Raw genomic sequence first — 21,401 nt, 5'->3', positions numbered from 1 at the left:
ATTATGGGCACTTTTATTTTAAAGCGAATGTTCTCGATCGTTCCGGTTTTTCTTTTGGCAGCACTTGTGACAACCGGAATGATTCACCTTTCACCGGTAGACCCGGCTGAGGCTTATTTAACTGCGGCCCATATTCAACCAACTGATGAGCTTTTGGAACAAAAAAGACAAGAGTTTGGCTTAGATCAGCCATTTTTCATTCAATATGTAAATTCTATTATGAAGATATGCCAGCTTGACTTTGGCATATCTTATGTTACGAATAAGCCTGTTTGGGATGAGGTCATCACTCGAATACCAGCTACCATTCAGCTAGCACTAGGAAGTATTTTAATAGCGATCCTCGTTAGTGTTCCTCTTGGCTTTTTTGCTGGAATAAAGAAAAATAGCGTTATCGATCATTTTAGTCGATTTCTTTCCTTTATAGGGGCATCCATCCCCTCTTTTTGGCTTGGATATCTTTTTATATTTTTCTTTTCAGTAAAGCTCGATCTTTTTCCGGTTGAAGGTACTGGAACGTGGCAACATCTTGTTCTTCCTTCCGTAACCCTGGCTCTTCCGTTAATTGCAATTTACACAAGATTGCTACGTGCTAGTGTGCTTGAAAATATAAATGAGCCTTATGTGCTTTATGCGAGAACGAGGGGGATTAAGGAGAAAACAATTATGGCAAAGCATGTGTTAAGAATTGCCATTTCACCGATGATTACCGGGTTAGGAATGAACCTTGGAAAACTTTTAACAGGTACCATTATCGTTGAAGCTGTTTTTTCTTGGCCTGGCTTTGGTCGTTACTTTATTGAAGCAATTTTTAATCGTGATATACCGGTTATTCAGTGCTATGTGTTAATTGGAGCAAGTTTGTTTATTATTAGTAATTTACTAGTAGATGTGATTCAAATGGTGATAGACCCTCGCATTTCCAGGAAAGTAGGCTACAAGCAATGATAAGAAGAATACGTCAAATGTTCATCAATCAAAAAATAATTCCGATCTGCTCGGTTATTTTAGGTATTCTTTTCTTCATTGCCATATTTGCTCCTTGGATTGCACCTAATGATCCGATTGCTGTTAATATAGTGAATAAATTACAGGCTCCATCATGGGAATATCCTTTAGGGACAGATCAGCTAGGAAGATGCAATTTATCAAGAATTTTATATGGTGCCCGTATATCACTAGGTTTTGCCCTTTTAATTTTTATCTCATCGATTCTAATTGGCCTGATTGTTGGAACCTTTTCGGGGTATAAAGGCGGTTGGATTGATCATGTTTTAATGAGATTTTGTGATGGCGTGATGGCTTTTCCGAACCTGATCCTTGTTCTTGGTCTTGTCGGTATTTTTGGACCTGGACTGACACAAGTTATTATCGCCATTATGCTTGTGCAATGGGTCTATTATGCGCGGATGTTCCGGGGAATGGTCCTAAGCTTAAAGGAGCAAAACTTTATTGCTGCTGCAAAGGTGAGTGGCTCTTCTCAATGGAAGATTATTAAAAATCATATTGTTCCAAATGTACTTCCACCACTTGTTGTGATGGGGACATTAGAAATGGGCTGGGCAATTATGGATATATCAGCCATGTCGTTTCTCGGATTGGGCGTTCAGGCTCCTACACCAGAGTGGGGGGCAATGATTCATGAAGGAAAGTCATATATACGGACGAATCCTGAATTAATGCTCTATCCAGGTTTGTTTATAATGGTAGTAATCGTTACATTCAATTTATTAGGCGAAGCATTGTCAGAGCGTTACGGTGTAAAACGTAGATTTTAAAAAAGGATGAGAAGGTTGGAAACAGAACAGTCAAATGTGCTACAGGTTAAAGATTTACATGTGAAGGTGAAAACGAAGAATAGTGAGCTTTCTCTAGTTCATGGCCTTAATTTTGAACTAAAGCGTGGAAGTGTTCTTGGTCTTGTTGGAGAAAGTGGATGCGGTAAAACCGTTACAAGTATGGCTATTCTTCAGCTTCTTGACAGAAAAACGTCAACAATTGAAGGAAGTATCACATTACAAGGTCGTGAATTGAACGGTTTAGATGACAAAGACATGCGTAAGATACGTGGCAAGGATATCGCGTTTATTATGCAAAACCCAATGAATGCTTTTACACCTGTTTTTACAATTGGCCATCAATTTGTTGAAACGATTCGCTCTCATACAAATTGTCATAAAAAACAAGCAATAGAGCTTGCGATTGAAGCAATGAATTCTGTTAATCTACCTGACCCTGCCAAACTGCTAAAATCCTATCCTTTTCAATTAAGCGGAGGTATGCTTCAACGTGTGATGATTGCCATTGCAGCATGTACCCATCCAGCTGTTATTATTGCTGACGAACCAACTACCGCACTCGATGTTAAAAATCAAAAAACAGTGTTGGGTCATTTAGATTCAATTCGTTCTAAATATGGTTCGGCTATTCTGTTAATCTCCCATGATCTAGGGGTGATCTCAGAAATGGCAGACGACGTAGCGGTCATGCAAAATGGTAGAATTGTTGAAAAAGCAGATGTGTTTCAGCTATTTGATGAGCCGCAGCATGAATATACAAAGAAACTATTGCAGGCACGCCCACTACTACATGTAAACGAAACTGTCTTTTGAGATTGAGGGGGAGAAAAATGAGTTTATTACAAGTAAATAACGTAACTCATAGCTACGGATCTCAATCATTTTTTAAATGGAAAGATCGTTCGAAAAAGGTCCTTTCCGATATTTCTTTTTCTATTGAAGAAGGAACCTGTCTTGGGATGCTTGGATCAAGCGGGGCTGGTAAAAGCACTTTAGGTAAAGTAATACTTGGATTAGAACGACCACAAAAAGGTGAAATTCTTTTTCAGGGCCAAGATCTTTATAGCATTGAAAAGCGTACTCTTCATAAAATTCGCCGAGATCTTCAAGTAGTATTCCAGGATTCCTATTCTTCTGTTAATCCTCGAATGACGGCAGAGCGTATTATTGCAGAGCCTCTAGAAAACTACGAAAAGCTAACGGTGAATGAACAAAAGCGAACGATTATTGAGTTGCTAGAAAGAGTAGGTTTAAGCGAACAGGACCTAAAAAAATACCCGAACCAATTTAGCGGTGGCCAATTGCAGAGAATTAATATTGCACGAGCCATCTCTCTAAAGCCAAGGTTGATCGTATTAGATGAATCTGTAAGCAGTCTTGATATGGTCACTCAAACACTTGTTTTAGAATTACTAAAAGAATTAAAGAAAGACTTTGGCTTATCTTACTTCTTTATTACACATGACATAAAAGCAGCATATGAAATTAGCGATAAAATGGGTTTACTGGAAAAAGGAGAACTCGTAGAACTCTACCACGACAAAACTCAATTCTTCACCTCAAACCATCCTGTCGCAAAGGAAATGAGAAACTCTATCCTTGCCGAGCACCCACGAAACCGCACAGTAAGGGATAGCGGCTCGTTTGGTGACAAAGGGACGGGTCCCGCGTACAGGATCCTACGACAAAGAAGGGACGGAGGGACAGGTTCCCTGACCCGCTTATAGATCCTACGACAAAGAATAGTAAAGGAAAAGGAGTGCCTGTTTTTGCACTCCTTTTTTATATTGTATAACTCGGGAGGTGACAGGCACCACAACCCCAAATTACCTGTTTTGTTCGACAAAAACCGGGAAGTGACAGGCACCAAATCACCCCTCATACAACTCCAACGGAAGTCCATCCGGATCTTTAAAAAATGTGTACTTTTTGTCGGTAAATGGATCGATCCGAATTTCTTCTACTTCGACACCTTTTCCTACTAACTCAGACACGGCTTCATCAATGTTGTCCACTTCAAAAGCGAGGTGGCGTAGACCTGCTGCTTCAGGCTGGTTAGGTCTGCTAGGGGGATCTGGGAAAGAAAATAGTTCAATTTGATAGGTGTCATGAACAATCAAATCTAATTTATAAGACTTCCGTTCTTCACGATAAACTTCCGATAAAACAGGAAACCCAAGTACCTCTGTGTAAAACCTCTTTGATTTTTCATAATCAGAACAAATAATCGCAACATGGTGGATTTTATTAATTTTCATATTTTACCTACTCCCCCTAAATATGTAATAAAGTAACGGTTTTTCACAAATCATATTATAATGAGCTATATTTAGTCAATTTGCTTTTGACGCTTATTGTGACCTATACTATAATTATAATGTTATGCATGAAAATTGAGGTGAACATGTGTGTTAGATCGTTTACAGTCGGTAGAAGACCGTTATGAAAAGTTAAATCAGCTTTTAATGGATCCAGATATTATTAACGATTCAAAAAAGCTACGTGAATATTCAAAAGAACAATCAGATTTACAAGAAACTGTGGAAGCTTACCGCGAATACAAAGAAGTCCGTGAGCAAATTTCTGATACAAAATCAATGCTTGAAGAGAAGCTTGATGCAGAGATGCGTGAAATGGCGAAGGAAGAGCTTTCCGAGTTAGAAGAACGTGAAGAAGAATTAACAGCTCGTCTTAAGCTTTTACTTGTTCCAAAAGATCCTAACGATGATAAAAACGTTATTATGGAGATCCGTGGAGCAGCAGGTGGAGATGAGGCTGCATTGTTTGCGTCCGATTTATACCGAATGTACAGCCGCTTCGCTGAGATGCAAGGCTGGAAAACAGAAGTAATGGAAGCGAACGCTACAGGTACTGGTGGCTATAAAGAGATTATCTTTATGATCAATGGGAAAGGTGCTTATTCAAAATTAAAATTTGAAAACGGTGCCCATCGTGTACAACGTGTTCCTGAAACAGAATCAGGCGGTCGTATCCATACGTCAACCGCGACAGTTGCTGTTTTACCAGAGGCTGAAGAAGTAGAAGTAGAAATCCATGAAAAAGATATTCGTGTTGATACGTTTGCATCAAGTGGTCCAGGAGGACAAAGTGTTAATACAACAATGTCAGCTGTTCGTTTAACACATTTACCAACTAATACTGTTGTATCGTGTCAGGATGAAAAATCACAAATCAAAAACAAAGAAAAAGCGATGAAGGTCCTTCGTGCTCGTGTTTATGATAAATTCCAGCAAGAAGCACAAGCTGAGTACGATCAAAACCGTAAGCTTGCGGTTGGAACTGGTGACCGTTCAGAGCGTATTCGAACATATAACTTCCCGCAAAACCGAGTAACAGACCACCGAATCGGTTTAACGATTCAAAAGCTTGATCAAATTCTTGAAGGTAAGCTTGACGAAGTCGTAGAAGCACTTATCGTTGAAGATCAATCAAGCCGCCTTGAAGCTGCGGAAGATTAAAATAAGCATGAAATTTGTGTACGAAGCCCTGAACTGGGCTTCTTCTTTTTTAAAGGAAGCGGGAAGAGATGAAAATGCCGGAGAATTGTTACTACGACACCATCTAGAGATGGAGCGCGCAACATTATTGTCTAATTTGAGACTGGTCCTCTCAGAGAAGCAAATCCATGCATTTCAAGCGGATGTGAAAAAACATGCTGAAGGACAGCCTGTTCAATACTTAATCGGATATGAAGAGTTTTATGGCAGACGTTTTATTGTCAATAAAGAGGTATTAATACCACGGCCTGAAACAGAGGAGCTTGTTGAAGGGATTTTACATAGAGCCTCTCAGCATTTTGAAGGTGAGAAAGAACTAAATGTCGTCGATGTCGGGACGGGCAGTGGTGCCATTGCGATTACCTTGGCTCTTGAAAACCCGAAATTCCGTGTGTCAGCTGTTGATATTGCAGAGGAATCTCTTCAAGTAGCACAGCAAAACAGCAGAGAACTACATGCAGAAGTAGAGTGGCTTCACGGAGATTTACTAGAGCCTGTTAAAAATAAAATCGATATCTTAGTGTCAAATCCACCTTATATTCCAGATTGGGAAATCGAAACACTATCACCTGTTGTGAAGGATCATGAACCAATGCGCGCATTAGCTGGTGGAGAAGATGGTTTGGATTTTTATAGAAGGCTGATAAACGACATGAGAAGCTTGCTGAATCCCAAAGCGTTAATTGCGTTTGAAATTGGGGCGGGGCAAGGGAAGGATGTTAAGGCTCTTCTTGAACAAGCACTTCCAATAAAGGCAAAAGTGGAAGTTGTTTACGATATTAATGGTAAAGATCGCATGGTATTTGCAACAGTTTAAAGAACAGAACCCTTGGTAAAACTGGGGTTTCTTCTTTTTAAAAACTATAAAACTATTTTTTTAAAAAAATATAGTTTAAGAATCTCTCACGCTGACTATACTGTCTACTACAAGGGAGGCGTGAGGAAATGAAAAAACAACAATTAGCACTTATATATATATTCTTATTATTCTTTGGGGCAATAGCAAATGTTTATAAAGAGCCGGTGGAAGCTAGCACACAGGAGCCGGTAGTGATACCAGATGAAGCAATTCGCTTACGAATTCTAGCAAATAGTAATTCTGATGAAGATCAAGAGTTAAAGAGAAAAGTTCGTGACGAAGTAAACAAGGAAATCACAGAATGGGTTGCAGAATTAACTTCAGTAGAAGCAGCTGAAGAGTTAATAGAATCAAGACTTCCAGAAATCAAAAACATCGTTGCACGTGTACTAAAGGAAGAAAATATGGAGCAAGAGTATACAGTAGATTTTGATCATGATGTAAGTTTTCCAACAAAGCTTTATGGTAACTTCATTTATCCAGCAGGTGAGTATGAAGCAATCTTAATCAGCCTTGGTGAGGCTAAGGGCGCTAACTGGTGGTGTGTCCTATTCCCGCCACTATGCTTCCTAGACTTCTCAAACGGAGAAGCCGTACAAGCCGAAGAAACAGAAAAAACAAACGAAGCAAACAAAACAACAGAAGAAGTTGCATCTCTAGTTGTCGACGAAGAAGAAGACAAACAAGAAGTAGAAGTAAAATTCTTTTTGGTAGAGTGGTTCCAAGGGTTGTTTTCGTAGGTGGGGCTGTGGTGGTGCCTGTCACTCCCCGAAGTTTGTCGAATACAAAAAAGCCGGAGTGTTAATCACTCCGGCTTTTTTGTATAGATTTATTCTACCGTTACTTCTACTTCGATTTCTTCATCTGCTACAACTGTTTCTTCTTCCACAGCTTTTGCATGAACAGCAGAGTTTGCATGTGCGTGTAATTTTGCCATGTCACTAGCGTGTTCATTTGCTTTTGCTGCCGCTTTATTTTTGTTAGAAGTATTCACTTCAACAGCTTCACTAGCTTCATCTTCAGTAGATTCTGTCGTTTCTTCTTCAATTGTAGCTTCTTCTACAGTATCTTCGTTAACGTTAGTAGACTCTTCCGTTCCTTCTTTAGTTGAACCTTCTTCTACAGTCGTCTCGTTTTCTTCGTTAACAGCAGTAGACTCTTCTGTACTTTCTTCAGTTGTGCCCTCTTCTACAGTCGTTTCGCTATCTTCATTAACGTCAGTAGCCTCTTCTGCATCTTCGTTAGTTACAGCATCGTCTTCTACAGTCGTTTCACGATCTTCGCTATCATCTGTAGCTTCCTCTGTACCCTCTTCAGTTGCATCAGTTTCTACAGTAGTAGAATCGCTATCTTCATTAACATCAGTAGCCTCTTCAGTCGTTTCTTCAGAAGTATTTTCTACTACATCTGTTGTAACTTCTTCTTCAGCTACAGCGTGAACAGCAGCGTTTTTATTTGCATGCAATTTCGCATTGTCATTAGAATTCTCATATGCTTGTGAGTTTGCTTTGTTTGCTGCAGAATTATTTTGCTTTTCTGTTTCTTCCACAACTTCTGTTTGTTCTGATTCCGTTCCTTCAGGTTGCACTTCTTCTTCAGTTTTTTGAGCCTTTACTTTCGTTTTTCCGTGTACAGCTGAATTTGCCGCAGCATGTTCTTTTGCTGTTGCACTAGCCTTTACACTAGCCTGTGATTTACCAGCTTTCACTTCAACCTTTTTAGCTTCCACAACATTTACCGTTTTTACTGCTTTAGCATCCTTCGGTCCTGCTGCTTCACTAATTTGACCTCCAGCAAAAATTCCAACTGAAACAATTCCTGCTAATACCGCTGTTTTTACCACGTTCATTTTTAACATATTTTTCTCTCCTTTTTCTATTAAAAAATGTATTTACACTAGTTTTAGAAAAAAGGAGTATCTTGTGGTGGCGGCGATGGAGGTGCATGATCCCATTGATTGCAGAATTCAAGCTGCTTAGATATAAGTGGCTGAACCCGCTTAACGATCAAGTATGCTTCTGCATTTACTATGAATTTATCAAATGTACTATTTGCATTGGATCCTTTGCTCGTTCTGTCCTTTGAAGATTCTTCAGAAGATTTTTGAGAAACAGAAGAGTGAGGGTTGATCGCCTTGATTGGAACATTGTTTTCCTTGTTAACAGGAGTTTCATCTTCCTTCTTAGGTTCCACACTCACTTCCTCTTTACTAGTCTCAACAGGTTTAACGTCATCAGCTTTTTCGGAAGTGTTTGAAGTAGACTCTTTAACAGAAGGTGTTGTAGTAACAACAGTCTGTAGAGATGCTTTCACTTCAATTTCGGCCTTCTGTTCAGTAGCAGATGATTTCTTCTTTTCTGTCTGTTCTGAAGGCTGGGTGCTGTTAACCATTTTTTTCTTATCTTCTTTCACTTTGTTAACAGCTTGTTTTGCCTGATCACTAGCCTTCTCAGGAAGCTGCTTAGTGTTGCTCGTTTTATCACTAGCTTTCTCAGGAAGGGGCTTTGCTTTACTAGCTTTTTCACTTGCCTGAGCCGGAAGATTTTTCTCCACCTTATTTTGTACAGGTTTTTCCGGTTTTGCTTGTGGTGATGGAGTAGGTTGGGAAATTTCCTTTTTTACCGTGTCCACTTTTTGTTGAGCATTCTGGGCATTACTATTCTCAGCCTGACCGTTTTCCCTAGCAAAGGTATCATCAGGAAAAGCAAAGGCTACAAAACTGACCAAAGCAACAAATAATAAATGACGGAATTGCATGATTTCACCACCTTTCCGTTGAAAAATGCACCATATATACTCTTCGGTTAGGAACGTAGAAGTCTGTACGTAGTGCCTGTCACTTCCCGAAGTTTGTCGAACAAAATCTATGAATAAATCTAGCTTTCGCCTCATAGAGTTTAGTAGAGAATACAAAATGGGGTGAAAGTATGTTGTTTCAGTTAAAAATAGCAGAGGAAAAAGATCTTGGTAGATTAACAGATTTTATTGAGAAGGCAGGGCTTAGTTCAGAAGGTTTGGATCATATAATAGATTATTTTGTAATGTTGGAGGATGGTAATCATGAGGTTGTGGCCTGTATTGGGGTGGAACCGCTGAATACTCATGGATTGCTGCGGTCTCTTGTTGTTTCGGACAAGCTGAAGCAGGCACATATTGTGACACTTTTTCAAAGCATTCAAACGTTAGCGGAGAAAAAGGGAATCTCGAGTTTATACCTTGTTACAAACAAAGAAGCTTCTGTCCATTTTTTAACATTAATGGGCTTTAGTCAAATCGAATCCGATGTGATTCCGGATGAAATGTTAACCTTAGATCATATGAGTGGTTCACTTGAAGATCCAAATGCAATGATTATGGTGAAATCATCTTAATTTTCCAATATCCACATAGTTATTCACAATTATAACAGCCTTATCCACAATTTGTGGATAAGGCTTGTTTTATTGTGAGTCTTCTTTTATACTTTCTAGAGTTAAATCTCTACATTTAGGCAAGATATGTAGGTGAAAGTACGGATATTAAGGGAGTTAATAAAAAATGAACACAAATCTTTGGACTGTGGATGACTTAACAGACTTATCCACTAGTTATCCACAAATTGCACAGGCAGCAAAAATGTTGAAAGAAAACGAGGTTGTTGCCTTTCCTACCGAGACTGTTTATGGACTTGGGGCAAATGCGTGCTCTGATGAAGCGGTCCGTAAAATATTTGAAGCAAAGGGACGTCCAAGTGATAACCCCCTGATCGTCCATATTGCTTCACAAGAAAAGCTAAACGATATTGTACAGGATATCCCTGACTATGCAAAGCAATTAATCAAAGAATTTTGGCCGGGACCGTTAACATTAGTTTTGAATAAAAAGGGAGAGCAGCTATCTGACTTCGTTACAGCGGGTCTTAATACTGTTGGGGTGAGAATGCCAGATCATCCAATAGCCTTAGCGTTAATAAAAGAAGCAGATGTCCCAGTCGCGGCACCAAGTGCAAACCGATCCGGAAAGCCGAGTCCAACCCAAGCTACACATGTATACCACGATCTTAAAGGAAGAATTAGTGGAATTGTAGATGGAGGTCAAACTGGGGTTGGTGTTGAATCAACGGTTGTGGATTGTACAGCAGCCATTCCAACAATCCTAAGACCTGGTGGAGTAACGAAGGAGCAATTGGAAGCCGTTGTTGGAAAAGTGGGTGTGGACCAGGCATTACTTGAAGAAGGCCATGCACCAAAGTCTCCTGGCATGAAATATACACATTATGCTCCAAACGCACCTGTTATTGTGGTTGATGGAAGCCGTTCATTTTTACAAACTCTCATTAACCAATACGAAAAGGACGGAAAAAAAGTAGGCGTGTTAACAACAGAGGAAGGGAAAAGTGAGCTTCTAGCTGCAAAGGTCATAGCATGCGGAACACGGGAAAACCTCCAAACTGTCGCAGCCAATCTTTATGATGTGTTAAGAAAATTTGATCAAGAGGATGTTGATCTTATTTTAAGTGAAAGTTTTCCACAGGCTGGTGTCGGTGAAGCTGTTATGAACAGGCTTTTAAAAGCAGCAGGAAACCAAGTTATTGTAGAAGAATAAACAAGCTCCTAATACGATGTTCTAATCAGAATCGGGTGCGCATAAGGTTAATTAGGCGTGTCCGAGGAGGGGGAAAATGAACATAGAATCAATTCTAGGAGAACTTGTTACTTTATTTATTATGGCACTAGCTCTAGGTATGGACGCATTTTCGGTCGGCCTTGGCATGGGCTTAATTAAGCTGCGAATGCGGCAGATTTTTTACATAGGAATCACAATTGGCATTTTTCATATATGGATGCCACTTGTCGGTATGTTAATTGGCCGTCTTCTAAGTGATACGTTTGGAACGATTGCCACTTTATTAGGCGGTACTCTACTGATCTTATTAGGCATTCAAATGATTTTTGCATCGTTTAAAAAAGATGATGAGCCACTCATTACACCAGTAGGCTTTGGTTTAATCGTTTTTGCCTTAAGTGTGAGCTTAGATAGCTTTTCAGTTGGTTTAAGCTTAGGAATTTACGGAGCAAAAACATTTCTAACAGTAATGATGTTCGGAGTCGTTAGCATGGTGTTAACGTGGATTGGTTTATTAGTTGGAAAACGTGTCCAAAATTGGTTAGGTGCCTACAGTGAAGCGCTAGGTGGAAGTATTCTGCTTGCGTTCGGTTTAAAGCTTTTGTTTCCTTTTTAAGTTTTCAAGGGTTCAAATCATTTATGGTTTGGGCCTTTTTTAAAATACATAAACATGAAAGTGAATGGTGAACAAACATGGTTGAAATTTTCTCCCTATATATGACAGCTCTTAAGCAACAACGAACAATTCGAGTCTATGTACCGAAGCATTATGATAAGGGAGAAAAACGTTATCCTGTGTTGTACATGCATGACGGTCAAAATGTGTTTAGTGATGATGAAGCGATTGGCGGCATATCTTTAGGGCTTGAACAGTATCTTAATGAACAGGAATATGAGTTGATCGTGGTGGCCGTTGATCAAAACCCTGAGGAGCGAATGAATGAATATTGTCCTTGGGAAATTGGTGATTATAGCAAGAAGCATTTTGGACAGGTTGATTTACCAGGTGGTAAGGGGAAAGACTATGTTGATTTTATCATCAATGAACTTAAGCCATTTATTGATAAAAAGTACCGCACATTAAACAATCAAAACTCAATAGCAGGTATTTCACTAGGAGGGTTAATATCGGTTTATGCTGCTTGTAGTTATCCACAGGTTTTCCACAAGGTTGCTGCATTATCCTCAGCCTTTTTACGAAATCAGGAAGAAATCGAAACATACATTCAACATTCAAATTTGTTTGGTGTAAAAGGCGTTTATATGGATTGTGGTGACAGTGAGACAAATGATGAAGGAAAAAATAAAGAATTTATAGCATCAAACAATAGGGTTTATGAATTACTGAATAACAAAGTGCCGAATATAAAATTTGATATTATACCTAAAGGTCGTCATCACTATGAGGATTTCAAAAAGAGGGTGCCGACTTTACTTGAATTTATAAAGTAACAAAGAGGTGAGTGCACCTCTTTGTTTTTATTTGGATAGCTGTAAAAATGTTTTTTCGTACGATAATCGGATTTCTTCAATGTTTAAAGAATTCCCAATCAATATCATAATTGGCTTTTGGCTAGTTGTTCCCTCTACTTTATCCACTGCAAGCTTTTTTGAAGCAAATTGGAACGAATATAGAGCAGAGTCACCTTTAAATTGAATGATTCCCTTCCCGCGTAACACGTCATTAGGTAGCCCTTTCAGCCACTTCTCGAATTCCTTTTTCTCCACAACAGGTAAATCCTCAAGCTTAATCGCCTTAATTGCAGCATGATTTACATGATCGCAGGTAGAAGAACAGCCACAAGTTTTAGCTTCTTGGGATAAGTTCAACGTTCTAATTCTTGTTTGAAGAAGCACATCAGCTAAAACCTCACCAAAGCTAGATTTCACAACAGGTACATCATGGGTGATCAGCTTGCTTATTTGTGAATTGATTTTTTCCAGCTTTTTCTCTGAAACAAGATCCGTTTTATTTAAAATAATCAGTGATGCACTTGTAATTTGTTCCTTTAATAACGTACGAATTTCCTTTGAACTAGAAAAAATACTTTGATAGTCAAGGTAATTGCTAGCATCAACTAAACTAATAATCGAAAGCAGAGAAAATCTATCAATAAATTCCGGAGTGGCCAAAGCCTCTACAATTTCATTCGGATTTGCTACACCAGTTCCTTCAATAAGTAATACATCAACAGGATTTTCCACAAATTGATTCAAGGTCATCTTTAAGTCATCCTGAATCGAGCAGCAAATACAGCCGTTAAGGAGCTCGTACATTTTTTCATTTTCAAAAAGATGATTTTCTACATTTGTATCGCCAAGCTCATTTAAAATAATGCCGAGCTTTTGGTCACGTTTTTTACATTCATCTACAATTCTCTTCAGAACAGTAGTTTTCCCGCTTCCTAAAAAACCGCTTAGTATATAGACTTCAACAGGTTTGTTCATCAAATCCCTCCATTTAGTAGGAAACATAACGATTCTATTTCTATCATCATATTTTATTCTAGTATCTTCGACAACGTTATAGCAGAAATTTACAAAAACTTTACGAAATCTACAAATTATGTAAAAGATTCCTTAACATTTGAACTCTATCATAAAGACATATGCAGAAAAAGATAAAAAAATACCTGGATCTAGTTGGATGAAAAACAAGAAAACGAAGGGGTTTTAGAATGAAAACATCACTATTAAATCAGTCAAAAGAGATAATCGGATTAGCTTTAGTTGCCGTGTTTATCTATTTCTTTCTCTTTTGGGATTACGAAACGTTACAAAGGCAATTTACCATTCCTCAAAATCTATTAAACTTAAATACAATCTTTTTAAGTATTGTGATCGAGGCAATACCATTTATATTGTTAGGTGTTTTTGTTTCATCTCTCATTCAAGTCTTTGTCTCAGAAGAAACTGTTCAAAAGTATATCCCAAAGAATATGATCGTTGCTGTTTTGCCGGCGGCATTACTAGGAGCAATCTTTCCAGTCTGTGAATGTGCAATTGTCCCTGTTGTGAGAAGACTTATTAAAAAAGGGATGCCATTGCATGTTGCGTTCGTCTTTTTAGCTTGTGCTCCGATTCTAAATCCTGTTGTTGCTGCTTCCACTTACTTTGCTTTTCGAAACAATACGGATATCTTAATTGGGCGGATGGCTTTGGCGTTTTTATTATCAATGGTCATCGGGTTAATTTTATATGCTCTATTTAAACAAACTAATCAATTTAAAGTAACATCTGAAGAGTTAATTGGAAGAGGAGCTGACCCATTAGAAACACCTGTGAAAGTAAATCGATTAAAAGCAACGATTTACCATGCAAGTGATGAATTTTTCGATATGGGTAAATATTTAATTATTGGTGCTCTAATTGCTAGCGTATTCCAGACATTCTTAGATCGAAGCATTCTTGTAAGTTTAGGCTCAAATGAATTTTCTTCACCAATTGTCATGATGGCTTTTGCATTTCTTTTATCACTTTGCTCAGAAGCGGATGCATTTGTTGCGGCTTCATTTGGAAGTGCGTTTGCACCAGGTGCCCTTTTAGCATTCCTGGTTTATGGACCAATGCTGGATTTAAAAAATACCGTCATGCTATTTGCGTATTTTAAAGCAAAATTTGTCCTTGTATTTATCGTAGTTGTGACAGTTGTTGTATACGTAGGTGTTCTTATCTATCAAGCAATACTATTTTAATAGGAGGAATCTAGATGGAGCAGTCAGATCACTTAGGGTTTCAAAAGTTTATTCGCGGAATTATCTTAGTCGGCTTTACGATGTTATTGTTTAAACTAATCATTTCAGGAGATATTACTAACTTTATTGCACCAAAAATGCTGCCGTTTATTTACTTTGCTACCGGTACATTCTTAATACTTGGAACCATTCAAATTTTTCGTAGTGATTCTAAAAAAGATATGGAGCTTTTTTGTGATTGTGGACTAGATCACGCTGCGAAAAGCTCACCAATCAAGTCTCTACTCATCTATTCAATCTTTTTGTTTCCGATCTTAACTGGATTTATGTTTCCGGAAGTTATTTTGGACAGCTCGATCGTAGCGAAAAGAGGTATTAACCTAGGGACGTCTTCTGTAGCAGCGGAAGAAAATCAAAACACTAACACACAAGAGAAATCAACTGGCGAAAGCACTGCAGCAGATGATACTCAGCCAAAAAGTGTTGATGATCTTTACATCGAGGGACTTTTAAATAGTGAGAAAATAGTTGTCACAGATGTAGAGTATCAAAAAATATCTGGATATCTTGAAACGCATCTAGATGAGTTTGTCGGTAAAGAAATTGAACTAACCGGCTTTGTATACCGTGAGCCTGATTTTACTCAAGACCAAATGGCAGTTTCCAGATTCACCGTATCCTGCTGTGTGGCAGATCTTCAAGTAATGGGAACTCTCGCAACTGGTGATGAAGTAAAGAATTTGAAAAATGATGAATGGGTTAAGGTGACAGGAGTCATTGAAAAAGCTGACCGAAATGGAGTAACAATCCCATCTATCGGAATTAGCTCGTTAGAAAAAGTTGAAGCACCTTCTGATCCATATATCTATATTTATTAACATGTAAAAGTGTAGACCTTTGTTCTACACTTTTTTATTTAAAGAATATGAAAATCCCATCACACATTTGTCGAATTATTAACACTCACGACTACTTTCAGCTCCATTTTTTTATTATAATAAAAGAAAGGAGTGTTTTATATGACAAATGTACTATTTGTTTGTACGGGGAATACATGCAGAAGCCCGATGGCTGAGGCTCTTTTAAATCACTTAAAAAACTCAGATAACATTAGCGTAAAATCTGCAGGAGTTTTTGCTTTTGATGGCAGTACAGCATCTCCAAACGCAATTGAGGCCTTAAAGGAAAAAGGGATTACATGTGAACATCAATCCTCAAGTTTGACAAAAGACCTAGTTGAATGGGCGACGATTATTTTAACGATGACAAATCAACATAAACAATCGGTCATTGATCAACATCCTTATGCAGGGCGTAAAACATTTACACTTTCAGAATATGTTTCAGATCAGGATGGAGAAAAACGAGATATTTCAGATCCATTCGGGGGACCGCTCCCAATGTATCGTCAAACCTTATCGGACCTCGAAGAACTTATTTCAAAATTAGTAGATAAGCTTAACAAATGATCCACATGCAGAGGAGAAACCATCATGGAACAGAAAAAGTATAAGTTTAGCTTAAGATTAAAGCTGGTCATTTTTACAACCGTACTTGCGATTATTACGTATTCAACAAGTGCGATCTTTATCTCATTTTTAGTTGAATATGTGGATCACCTTGTGTCACCAGGAATCTTTACACTTATTACATTAGTAATGGGAATCTTCTGGTCAGGGGTCTTAGCTTACTTTGGATCAGGATTTTTGACTAGAGCATTACAAAAGCTTGAAGTTGCTGCATACAAAGCGGCACAAGGAGATATAAATGAAGATGTTCCTGTTTCAACTAGTGATGATGAAATTCGAGCACTAAGTGTAGCCTTTAACGAAATGCTGCACAACATGAGAACTATGGTTCAAAGCATTGAGTCAAACTTTCACTCAACTAATGAACAAGTTAGCCAAATGGCAACGGCATCTAGTAGCGCCTCAAATCAGGCGGATGAAATATTAGTCACTGTTCAAGAAATTGCACGTGGTGCAGACCAATCGGCAACGGCTATTCAGGAAACTGCTACAGCTGTTGAAGATATTATTGAATTTGCTACACAGGTAGAAGAGAAAGCAACAACATCAGAGAAGCTATCGAATGAAATGGTGTCCTCATTAAATGAAACGAAAGAAGTTTATACATCACTAATCGGTGGAATTCACACACTAGCAGAAGAAAATGAAAAATCCATGACAGCTGTGCGTCGTTTAGAAGAACACGCAAATGAAGTATCATCGATCGTATCACTTGTTGGGGAGATTGCAAACCAAACAAATTTACTCGCACTAAATGCATCAATTGAAGCTGCTAGAGCAGGTGAGCATGGTAAAGGCTTTGCTGTTGTTGCTGATGAGGTTCGTAAACTGGCTGATGAAAGTGCAAAAGCCGTTCAAGGAATAACAGGTCTAATACAAAACATTCAACAAGAAGTTCAAAATGTTGTTGGGCAAATTGGGGAACAAGTTGAAACGGCTAGAAACCAAGCAAAAAATGGACAAGTATCGGCTGAAATCCTAAGTGAATCAAGTCAAGCTATCTTAGATGTGGCAACTGCAGTTAAGCAAATTAGTGAGCTCATTCATCAACAAATGGATTCATTACACAAAACAGGTGCGCAATCTGAGGAAGTGGCCGCTATTGCCCAGGAAACATCAGCAGGTGCGCATGAAGTCGCATCGTCCATTAAAGAGCAGTCCGAACAAATTAATCACATGAACGATTTAGGAAAGAAACTAGCAGAAAGTTCAGAAGAATTAAGGAAAACAATTGATCGTTTTATTATTTAAGAGATAGAATAAAAATGGAAGAAATACGTAACCATAGGAGGGCACGATGAGAGTAGCAATTGCATCAGATCACGGTGGAATCAATATTAGAAAAGAAATCATTGGATTACTTGAAGAATTAAATATCGAATTTGAGGATATGGGGTGTGAATGTGAAACATCCGTTGATTATCCTGATTACGCTCTACCTGTAGCAGAAAAAGTAGCAAACGGTGAATTCGATCGTGGCATCTTAATCTGTGGAACTGGCATTGGCATGAGCATCGCTGCCAACAAAGTAAAAGGCATCCGCTGTGCACTTGTTCATGATACATTCAGTGCTCAAGCAACTCGTGAGCACAATGATACAAACATGCTCGCAATGGGTGAGCGCGTAATCGGTCCTGGCCTAGCAAGAGATATAGCTAAAATCTGGCTAACAACGGACTACCAAGGTGGGCGTCACGCAACACGTGTAGGCAAGATCACTCAATACGAAGAGAATCAAAACTAAAAGGAAGTCGTAAATTCATGACAAATCTCCAAAAATGGAAGCAAGATTTATCTGAGTTATTAAATGACTTATCAAATCAAGCCGAGCTTAATGCAGGGGATCTCCTTGTGGTAGGCTGTAGCACTAGTGAAGTAATCGGTGAAAAAATCGGTACGGCCGGTACAGAAGAAGTAGCCGAAATGATTTATGAAACCTTCCATACTCTGCACCAAACAACAGGTGTGCACCTAGCCTTTCAATGCTGTGAGCACCTAAACCGTGCGCTTGTTGTAGAAAAAGAGGTGGCACGAGCAAAGGGATTTGAAGAGGTAACGGTTGTTCCTGTGAGAAAAGCAGGTGGTGCAATGGCCACCTATGCATACCAGCACATGCAAAACCCGATTGTGGTGGAATTTATCAAAGCAGATGCGGGAGTCGACATTGGTGACACCTTTATCGGAATGCACTTAAAACATGTTGCCGTCCCACTCCGTAGCAAAATAACGGAAATCGGCTCTGCCCATGTCACAATGGCCAAAACTCGTCCAAAACTAATCGGCGGCGCACGAGCCGTTTATGAAAGCACAACAGAAAATCAATCTTGTCGATAGAAAAGGAACTAACTTTGGTTGGTTCTTTTTCTTTTTGGAGGTCGCGGTATACTGTTAGGGATTGTTCTGAAGGGGGAGTAGGATGCTGACTCATAGATTGTGACTGGATAAGCGGGAGGCGGGATGAAAACTTGTGTGCTATGCAAAAATGAGTCCCGATAGTGCGAAAATCGGGACAGAAACAGGTGTGCCAAGGGGAAATGAGTCCCGATAGTGCGAGAATCGGGACAGAAACAGGTGTGCCAAGGGGAAATGAGTCCCGATAGTGCGAGAATCGGGACAGAAACAGGTGTGCCAAGGGGAAATGAGTCCCGATAGTGCGAGAGTCGGGACAGAAACTTGTGTGCCAAGGGAAGATGAGTCCCGATAGTGCGGGAATCGGGACAGAAACTGGTGTGCCAAGGGGAAATGAGTCCCGATAGTAAGGGAATTGGGACAGAAACTGGTGTGCTAGGCAAAAATAAGTCCCGATAAAGCGGGAATCGGGACAAAAACCAGAGTGCTTAGCAAAAATGAGTCCCGATAAAGCAGGAATCGGGACAAAAACTGGTGTGGCAAGCAAAAATGAGTCCCGATAAAACAGGAATCGGGACAAAAACAGGTGTGCCAAGGGAAAATGAGTCCCGATAGTGCGAGAATCGGGACAGAAACAGGTGTGCCAAGGGAAAATGAGTCCCGATAGTGCGAGAATCGGGACAGAAACAGGTGTGCCAAGGGAAAATGAGTCCCGATAGTGCGGGAATCGGGACAAAAACTGGTGTGCTAGGCAAAAATGAGTCCCGATAAAGCGGGAATCGGGACAGAAACAGGTGTGGCAAGCAAAAATGAGTCCCGATAGTGCGGGAATCGGGACAAAAACTGGTGTGCTAGGCAAAAATGAGTCCCTATAAGGCGAGAATCGGGACAGAAACTGGTGTGCTAGGCAAAAATGAGTCCCGATAGTGCGGGAATCGGGACAAAAACTGATGTGCCAAGGGAAAATGAGTCCCGATAAAGCGAGAATTGGGACAAAAACCAGTATGCCAAGGAAAAATGAGTCCCGATAAAGCAGGAATCGGGACAAAAACTGGTGTGCCAAGGGAAAATGAGTCCCGATAAAGCAGGAATCGGGACAAAAACTGATGTGCCAAGGGAAAATGAGTCCCGATAGTGCGAGAATTGGGACAAAAACCAGTATGCCAAGGAAAAATGAGTCCCGATAAAGCAAGAATCGAGACAAAAACAGTGTGCCAAGGAAAAATGAGTCCCGATAAAGCAGAAATCGAGACAAAAACCAATGTGCCAAGCAAAAATATGTCCCGATAAAGCAAAAATCGGGACAAATCCCAGTCTGCCAAGCAAAATCATATCCCGAAAAAGAAGAATCAACCCAGTGCCACAATAATAAATCCGACCACCAAACTACACTACCTTAAATCAAAAAAATCCACGAACACCCCCGCGTAATCTCCCCACCCCAAGCCATACTAAAACCGTCAACAATCCCTTGCAAACGGTTACTAGCCAACATTTTTAAAAAGTCTCGAAATATTCCATTATTATGGTTGACATTGTGAGAAAAAGTGACGACAATAGGTTGTATATTATAAACAAGTGAATGGTAGTCAGCCGAATATTCATGCTATCACCAACAAGGAATATTCGCCTTTAACACAAAGTTTGACACGAAATCCGAAAAACTTCACAATTATTTCAGAAAATCTTTTACATTCCAACGCATTAGCGTGTAAAATATAGATGGAATTATACGTTGTGAAAGAGTTCGATGAAAAACCAATACCAACCGTTTTTTTAAATGAAGGGAGATACGAACGAATGAAACATTTACCAGAACAAGATGCAAAAGTATTTGAAGCCATTCAGTTAGAACGTACTCGTCAAGAAACTAAGATTGAACTTATTGCCTCTGAAAACTTTGTTAGTGAAGCAGTAATGGAAGCTCAAGGATCTGTTCTTACAAACAAATATGCAGAAGGTTATCCAGGTCGTCGTTATTATGGTGGTTGTGAGCATGTAGACGTTGTTGAAGATATCGCAAGAGACCGTGCGAAGGAAATTTTCGGAGCTGAGTATGTAAACGTTCAGCCTCACTCTGGTGCACAAGCAAACATGGGTGTTTATTTCACAATTTTAGAGCATGGTGATACAGTTCTTGGAATGAACTTATCTCACGGTGGTCACTTAACACACGGTAGCCCTGTTAACTTCAGTGGTGTGCAATATAACTTTGTTGAGTATGGTGTAGACGAAGAGACTCACCGCATTAACTATGAAGATGTGTTAGAAAAAGCTAGACTTCATAAGCCGAAGTTAATCGTTGCTGGTGCTAGTGCATACCCAAGAGCAATCGACTTCAAAAAATTCCGTGAAATCGCTGATGAAGTGGGTGCTTACTTCATGGTGGATATGGCTCATATCGCTGGACTTGTTGCTGCTGGACTTCATGAAAACCCAGTGCCATATGCAGATTTCGTTACTACAACTACTCACAAAACACTTCGTGGACCACGTGGTGGAATGATTCTTTGTAAAGAAGAGTTCGGTAAAAAAATTGATAAGTCAATCTTCCCTGGAATCCAAGGTGGACCGCTTATGCATGTTATTGCTGCTAAAGCTGTATCATTTGGTGAAACTCTTCAAGATAGCTTTAAAACATATGCTCAAAACATCATTGATAATGCAAAACGTTTAGCAGAAAAGCTTCAATCAGAAGGTTTAACGCTTGTATCTGGTGGTACTGATAATCACTTATTATTAGTGGATGTTCGTTCTCTTCAGTTAACTGGTAAAGTTGCTGAGCACGTATTAGATGAAATCGGAGTGACAGTTAACAAAAACACAATTCCATTTGAAACAGAAAGCCCATTTGTAACTAGCGGTATCCGTATCGGTACAGCTGCTGTAACAAGCCGTGGCTTTGGTTTAGAAGAAATGGATGAGATCGGAAGTATTATTGCATTTGCTTTAAAAAATCACGAAGATGAAGTGAAACTTGCTGAAGCGAAACAACGCGTTGAAAACTTAACTAGCAAATTCCCTTTATATCGTAATTTATAAAAAAG

22 protein-coding genes are annotated in these 21,401 nt (G+C 39.3%); 18 read left to right on the top strand and 4 right to left on the bottom strand.

The features are described 5' to 3' along the window. Positions 1-3 precede the first annotated feature (3 nt). Genes nikB through nikE form a run of 4 tightly spaced genes read left to right on the top strand, consistent with a single transcriptional unit; the run spans position 4 to position 3,526 of the window. Positions 4-948: a nickel ABC transporter permease subunit NikB gene (gene nikB / locus D9842_RS19100; RefSeq protein WP_121663893.1), complete on the top strand. Its 945-nt coding sequence runs from the start codon at positions 4-6 to the stop codon at positions 946-948. Next, positions 945-1,778, top strand: coding sequence for a nickel ABC transporter permease subunit NikC (nikC, locus tag D9842_RS19095; RefSeq protein ID WP_121663892.1), 834 nt, complete (start codon positions 945-947; stop codon positions 1,776-1,778). Before nikB ends, nikC begins: the two co-directional genes overlap by 4 nt. Before the next feature lie 6 nt (positions 1,779-1,784). After that, the gene (gene nikD, locus D9842_RS19090) at positions 1,785-2,612 is read left to right on the top strand and encodes a nickel import ATP-binding protein NikD (protein WP_373995078.1); all 828 of its coding nucleotides are present in this window, start codon (positions 1,785-1,787) and stop codon (positions 2,610-2,612) included. Positions 2,613-2,629: 17 nt separating this feature from the next. Next, positions 2,630-3,526, top strand: a complete 897-nt coding sequence (gene nikE / locus D9842_RS19085; RefSeq protein ID WP_121663890.1) for a nickel import ATP-binding protein NikE — start codon at positions 2,630-2,632, stop codon at positions 3,524-3,526. Positions 3,527-3,670: 144 nt separating this feature from the next. Here the strand turns inward: nikE and gloA2 are convergent, their stop codons facing one another. Then, a complete protein-coding gene (gloA2, locus tag D9842_RS19080) occupies positions 3,671-4,057 on the bottom strand; it encodes an SMU1112c/YaeR family gloxylase I-like metalloprotein (RefSeq protein WP_121663889.1) in 387 nt (128 codons plus the stop codon). A 150-nt stretch (positions 4,058-4,207) separates the two neighbouring features. Here gloA2 and prfA point away from each other — a divergent pair, with 150 nt between their 5' ends. The 3 genes from prfA (at position 4,208) to spoIIR (ending at position 6,916) form a co-directional block, all read left to right on the top strand. Continuing rightward, positions 4,208-5,278: a peptide chain release factor 1 gene (prfA, locus tag D9842_RS19075; RefSeq protein WP_121663888.1), complete on the top strand. Its 1,071-nt coding sequence runs from the start codon at positions 4,208-4,210 to the stop codon at positions 5,276-5,278. 7 nt (positions 5,279-5,285) lie between these two features. Beyond that, the gene (prmC, locus tag D9842_RS19070; protein ID WP_121663887.1) at positions 5,286-6,134 is read left to right on the top strand and encodes a peptide chain release factor N(5)-glutamine methyltransferase; all 849 of its coding nucleotides are present in this window, start codon (positions 5,286-5,288) and stop codon (positions 6,132-6,134) included. A 128-nt stretch (positions 6,135-6,262) separates the two neighbouring features. Beyond that, on the top strand, positions 6,263-6,916 hold the full coding sequence (gene spoIIR / locus D9842_RS19065; protein ID WP_121663886.1) for a stage II sporulation protein R: 654 nt from the start codon (positions 6,263-6,265) through the stop codon (positions 6,914-6,916). 89 nt (positions 6,917-7,005) lie between these two features. Here the strand turns inward: spoIIR and D9842_RS19060 are convergent, their stop codons facing one another. Both D9842_RS19060 and D9842_RS19055 read right to left on the bottom strand, forming a co-directional pair. Continuing rightward, positions 7,006-8,034: a hypothetical protein gene (locus D9842_RS19060; protein WP_121663885.1), complete on the bottom strand. Its 1,029-nt coding sequence runs from the start codon at positions 8,032-8,034 to the stop codon at positions 7,006-7,008. A 44-nt stretch (positions 8,035-8,078) separates the two neighbouring features. Further along, positions 8,079-8,933: a hypothetical protein gene (locus D9842_RS19055; RefSeq protein WP_121663884.1), complete on the bottom strand. Its 855-nt coding sequence runs from the start codon at positions 8,931-8,933 to the stop codon at positions 8,079-8,081. A gap of 170 nt (positions 8,934-9,103) precedes the next feature. On the opposite strand from D9842_RS19055, the gene D9842_RS19050 reads away from it, so the two are divergent. The 4 genes from D9842_RS19050 to D9842_RS19035 all read left to right on the top strand — a co-directional run bounded on the left by D9842_RS19050 (position 9,104) and on the right by D9842_RS19035 (position 12,233). Beyond that, positions 9,104-9,547 carry a GNAT family N-acetyltransferase gene (locus tag D9842_RS19050; RefSeq protein ID WP_121663883.1) on the top strand — a complete coding sequence of 148 codons (444 nt, stop codon included), beginning with the start codon at positions 9,104-9,106 and terminating at the stop codon, positions 9,545-9,547. Positions 9,548-9,713: 166 nt separating this feature from the next. Continuing rightward, on the top strand, positions 9,714-10,760 hold the full coding sequence (locus tag D9842_RS19045; RefSeq protein WP_121663882.1) for an L-threonylcarbamoyladenylate synthase: 1,047 nt from the start codon (positions 9,714-9,716) through the stop codon (positions 10,758-10,760). A gap of 76 nt (positions 10,761-10,836) precedes the next feature. After that, positions 10,837-11,397, top strand: coding sequence for a manganese efflux pump MntP (locus tag D9842_RS19040; RefSeq protein ID WP_121663881.1), 561 nt, complete (start codon positions 10,837-10,839; stop codon positions 11,395-11,397). Between the two features lie 77 nt (positions 11,398-11,474). After that, on the top strand, positions 11,475-12,233 hold the full coding sequence (locus tag D9842_RS19035) for an alpha/beta hydrolase (protein ID WP_121663880.1): 759 nt from the start codon (positions 11,475-11,477) through the stop codon (positions 12,231-12,233). A 27-nt stretch (positions 12,234-12,260) separates the two neighbouring features. On the opposite strand, the gene D9842_RS19030 is transcribed toward D9842_RS19035, so the two are convergent. After that, positions 12,261-13,229: a CobW family GTP-binding protein gene (locus D9842_RS19030; RefSeq protein WP_162987511.1), complete on the bottom strand. Its 969-nt coding sequence runs from the start codon at positions 13,227-13,229 to the stop codon at positions 12,261-12,263. A gap of 230 nt (positions 13,230-13,459) precedes the next feature. Between D9842_RS19030 and D9842_RS19025 the strand changes: the two genes are divergently transcribed. The 7 genes from D9842_RS19025 (at position 13,460) to glyA (ending at position 21,396) form a co-directional block, all read left to right on the top strand. Continuing rightward, positions 13,460-14,476: a permease gene (locus tag D9842_RS19025; RefSeq protein WP_121663878.1), complete on the top strand. Its 1,017-nt coding sequence runs from the start codon at positions 13,460-13,462 to the stop codon at positions 14,474-14,476. Positions 14,477-14,490: 14 nt separating this feature from the next. Next, positions 14,491-15,354 carry a TIGR03943 family putative permease subunit gene (locus D9842_RS19020; RefSeq protein ID WP_121663877.1) on the top strand — a complete coding sequence of 288 codons (864 nt, stop codon included), beginning with the start codon at positions 14,491-14,493 and terminating at the stop codon, positions 15,352-15,354. A gap of 141 nt (positions 15,355-15,495) precedes the next feature. Next, positions 15,496-15,945, top strand: coding sequence for a low molecular weight protein arginine phosphatase (locus D9842_RS19015; protein ID WP_121663876.1), 450 nt, complete (start codon positions 15,496-15,498; stop codon positions 15,943-15,945). Between the two features lie 24 nt (positions 15,946-15,969). After that, positions 15,970-17,256, top strand: a complete 1,287-nt coding sequence (locus D9842_RS19010; protein ID WP_121663875.1) for a methyl-accepting chemotaxis protein — start codon at positions 15,970-15,972, stop codon at positions 17,254-17,256. A gap of 46 nt (positions 17,257-17,302) precedes the next feature. Further along, entirely contained in the window at positions 17,303-17,749 is a 447-nt protein-coding gene (gene rpiB / locus D9842_RS19005) for a ribose 5-phosphate isomerase B (RefSeq protein WP_098795452.1), read from the top strand. Between the two features lie 17 nt (positions 17,750-17,766). Then, a complete protein-coding gene (locus tag D9842_RS19000) occupies positions 17,767-18,339 on the top strand; it encodes a TIGR01440 family protein (RefSeq protein ID WP_121663874.1) in 573 nt (190 codons plus the stop codon). A gap of 1,815 nt (positions 18,340-20,154) precedes the next feature. Continuing rightward, positions 20,155-21,396: a serine hydroxymethyltransferase gene (gene glyA, locus D9842_RS18995; protein WP_121663873.1), complete on the top strand. Its 1,242-nt coding sequence runs from the start codon at positions 20,155-20,157 to the stop codon at positions 21,394-21,396. Positions 21,397-21,401: the final 5 nt, after the last annotated feature.

The organism is Metabacillus litoralis (assembly GCF_003667825.1).
GTDB lineage: Bacteria > Bacillota > Bacilli > Bacillales > Bacillaceae > Metabacillus > Metabacillus litoralis_B.
The sequence above is the reverse complement of the archived record's forward strand: the minus strand, read 5'-3'. Positions and strand labels throughout refer to the sequence as shown.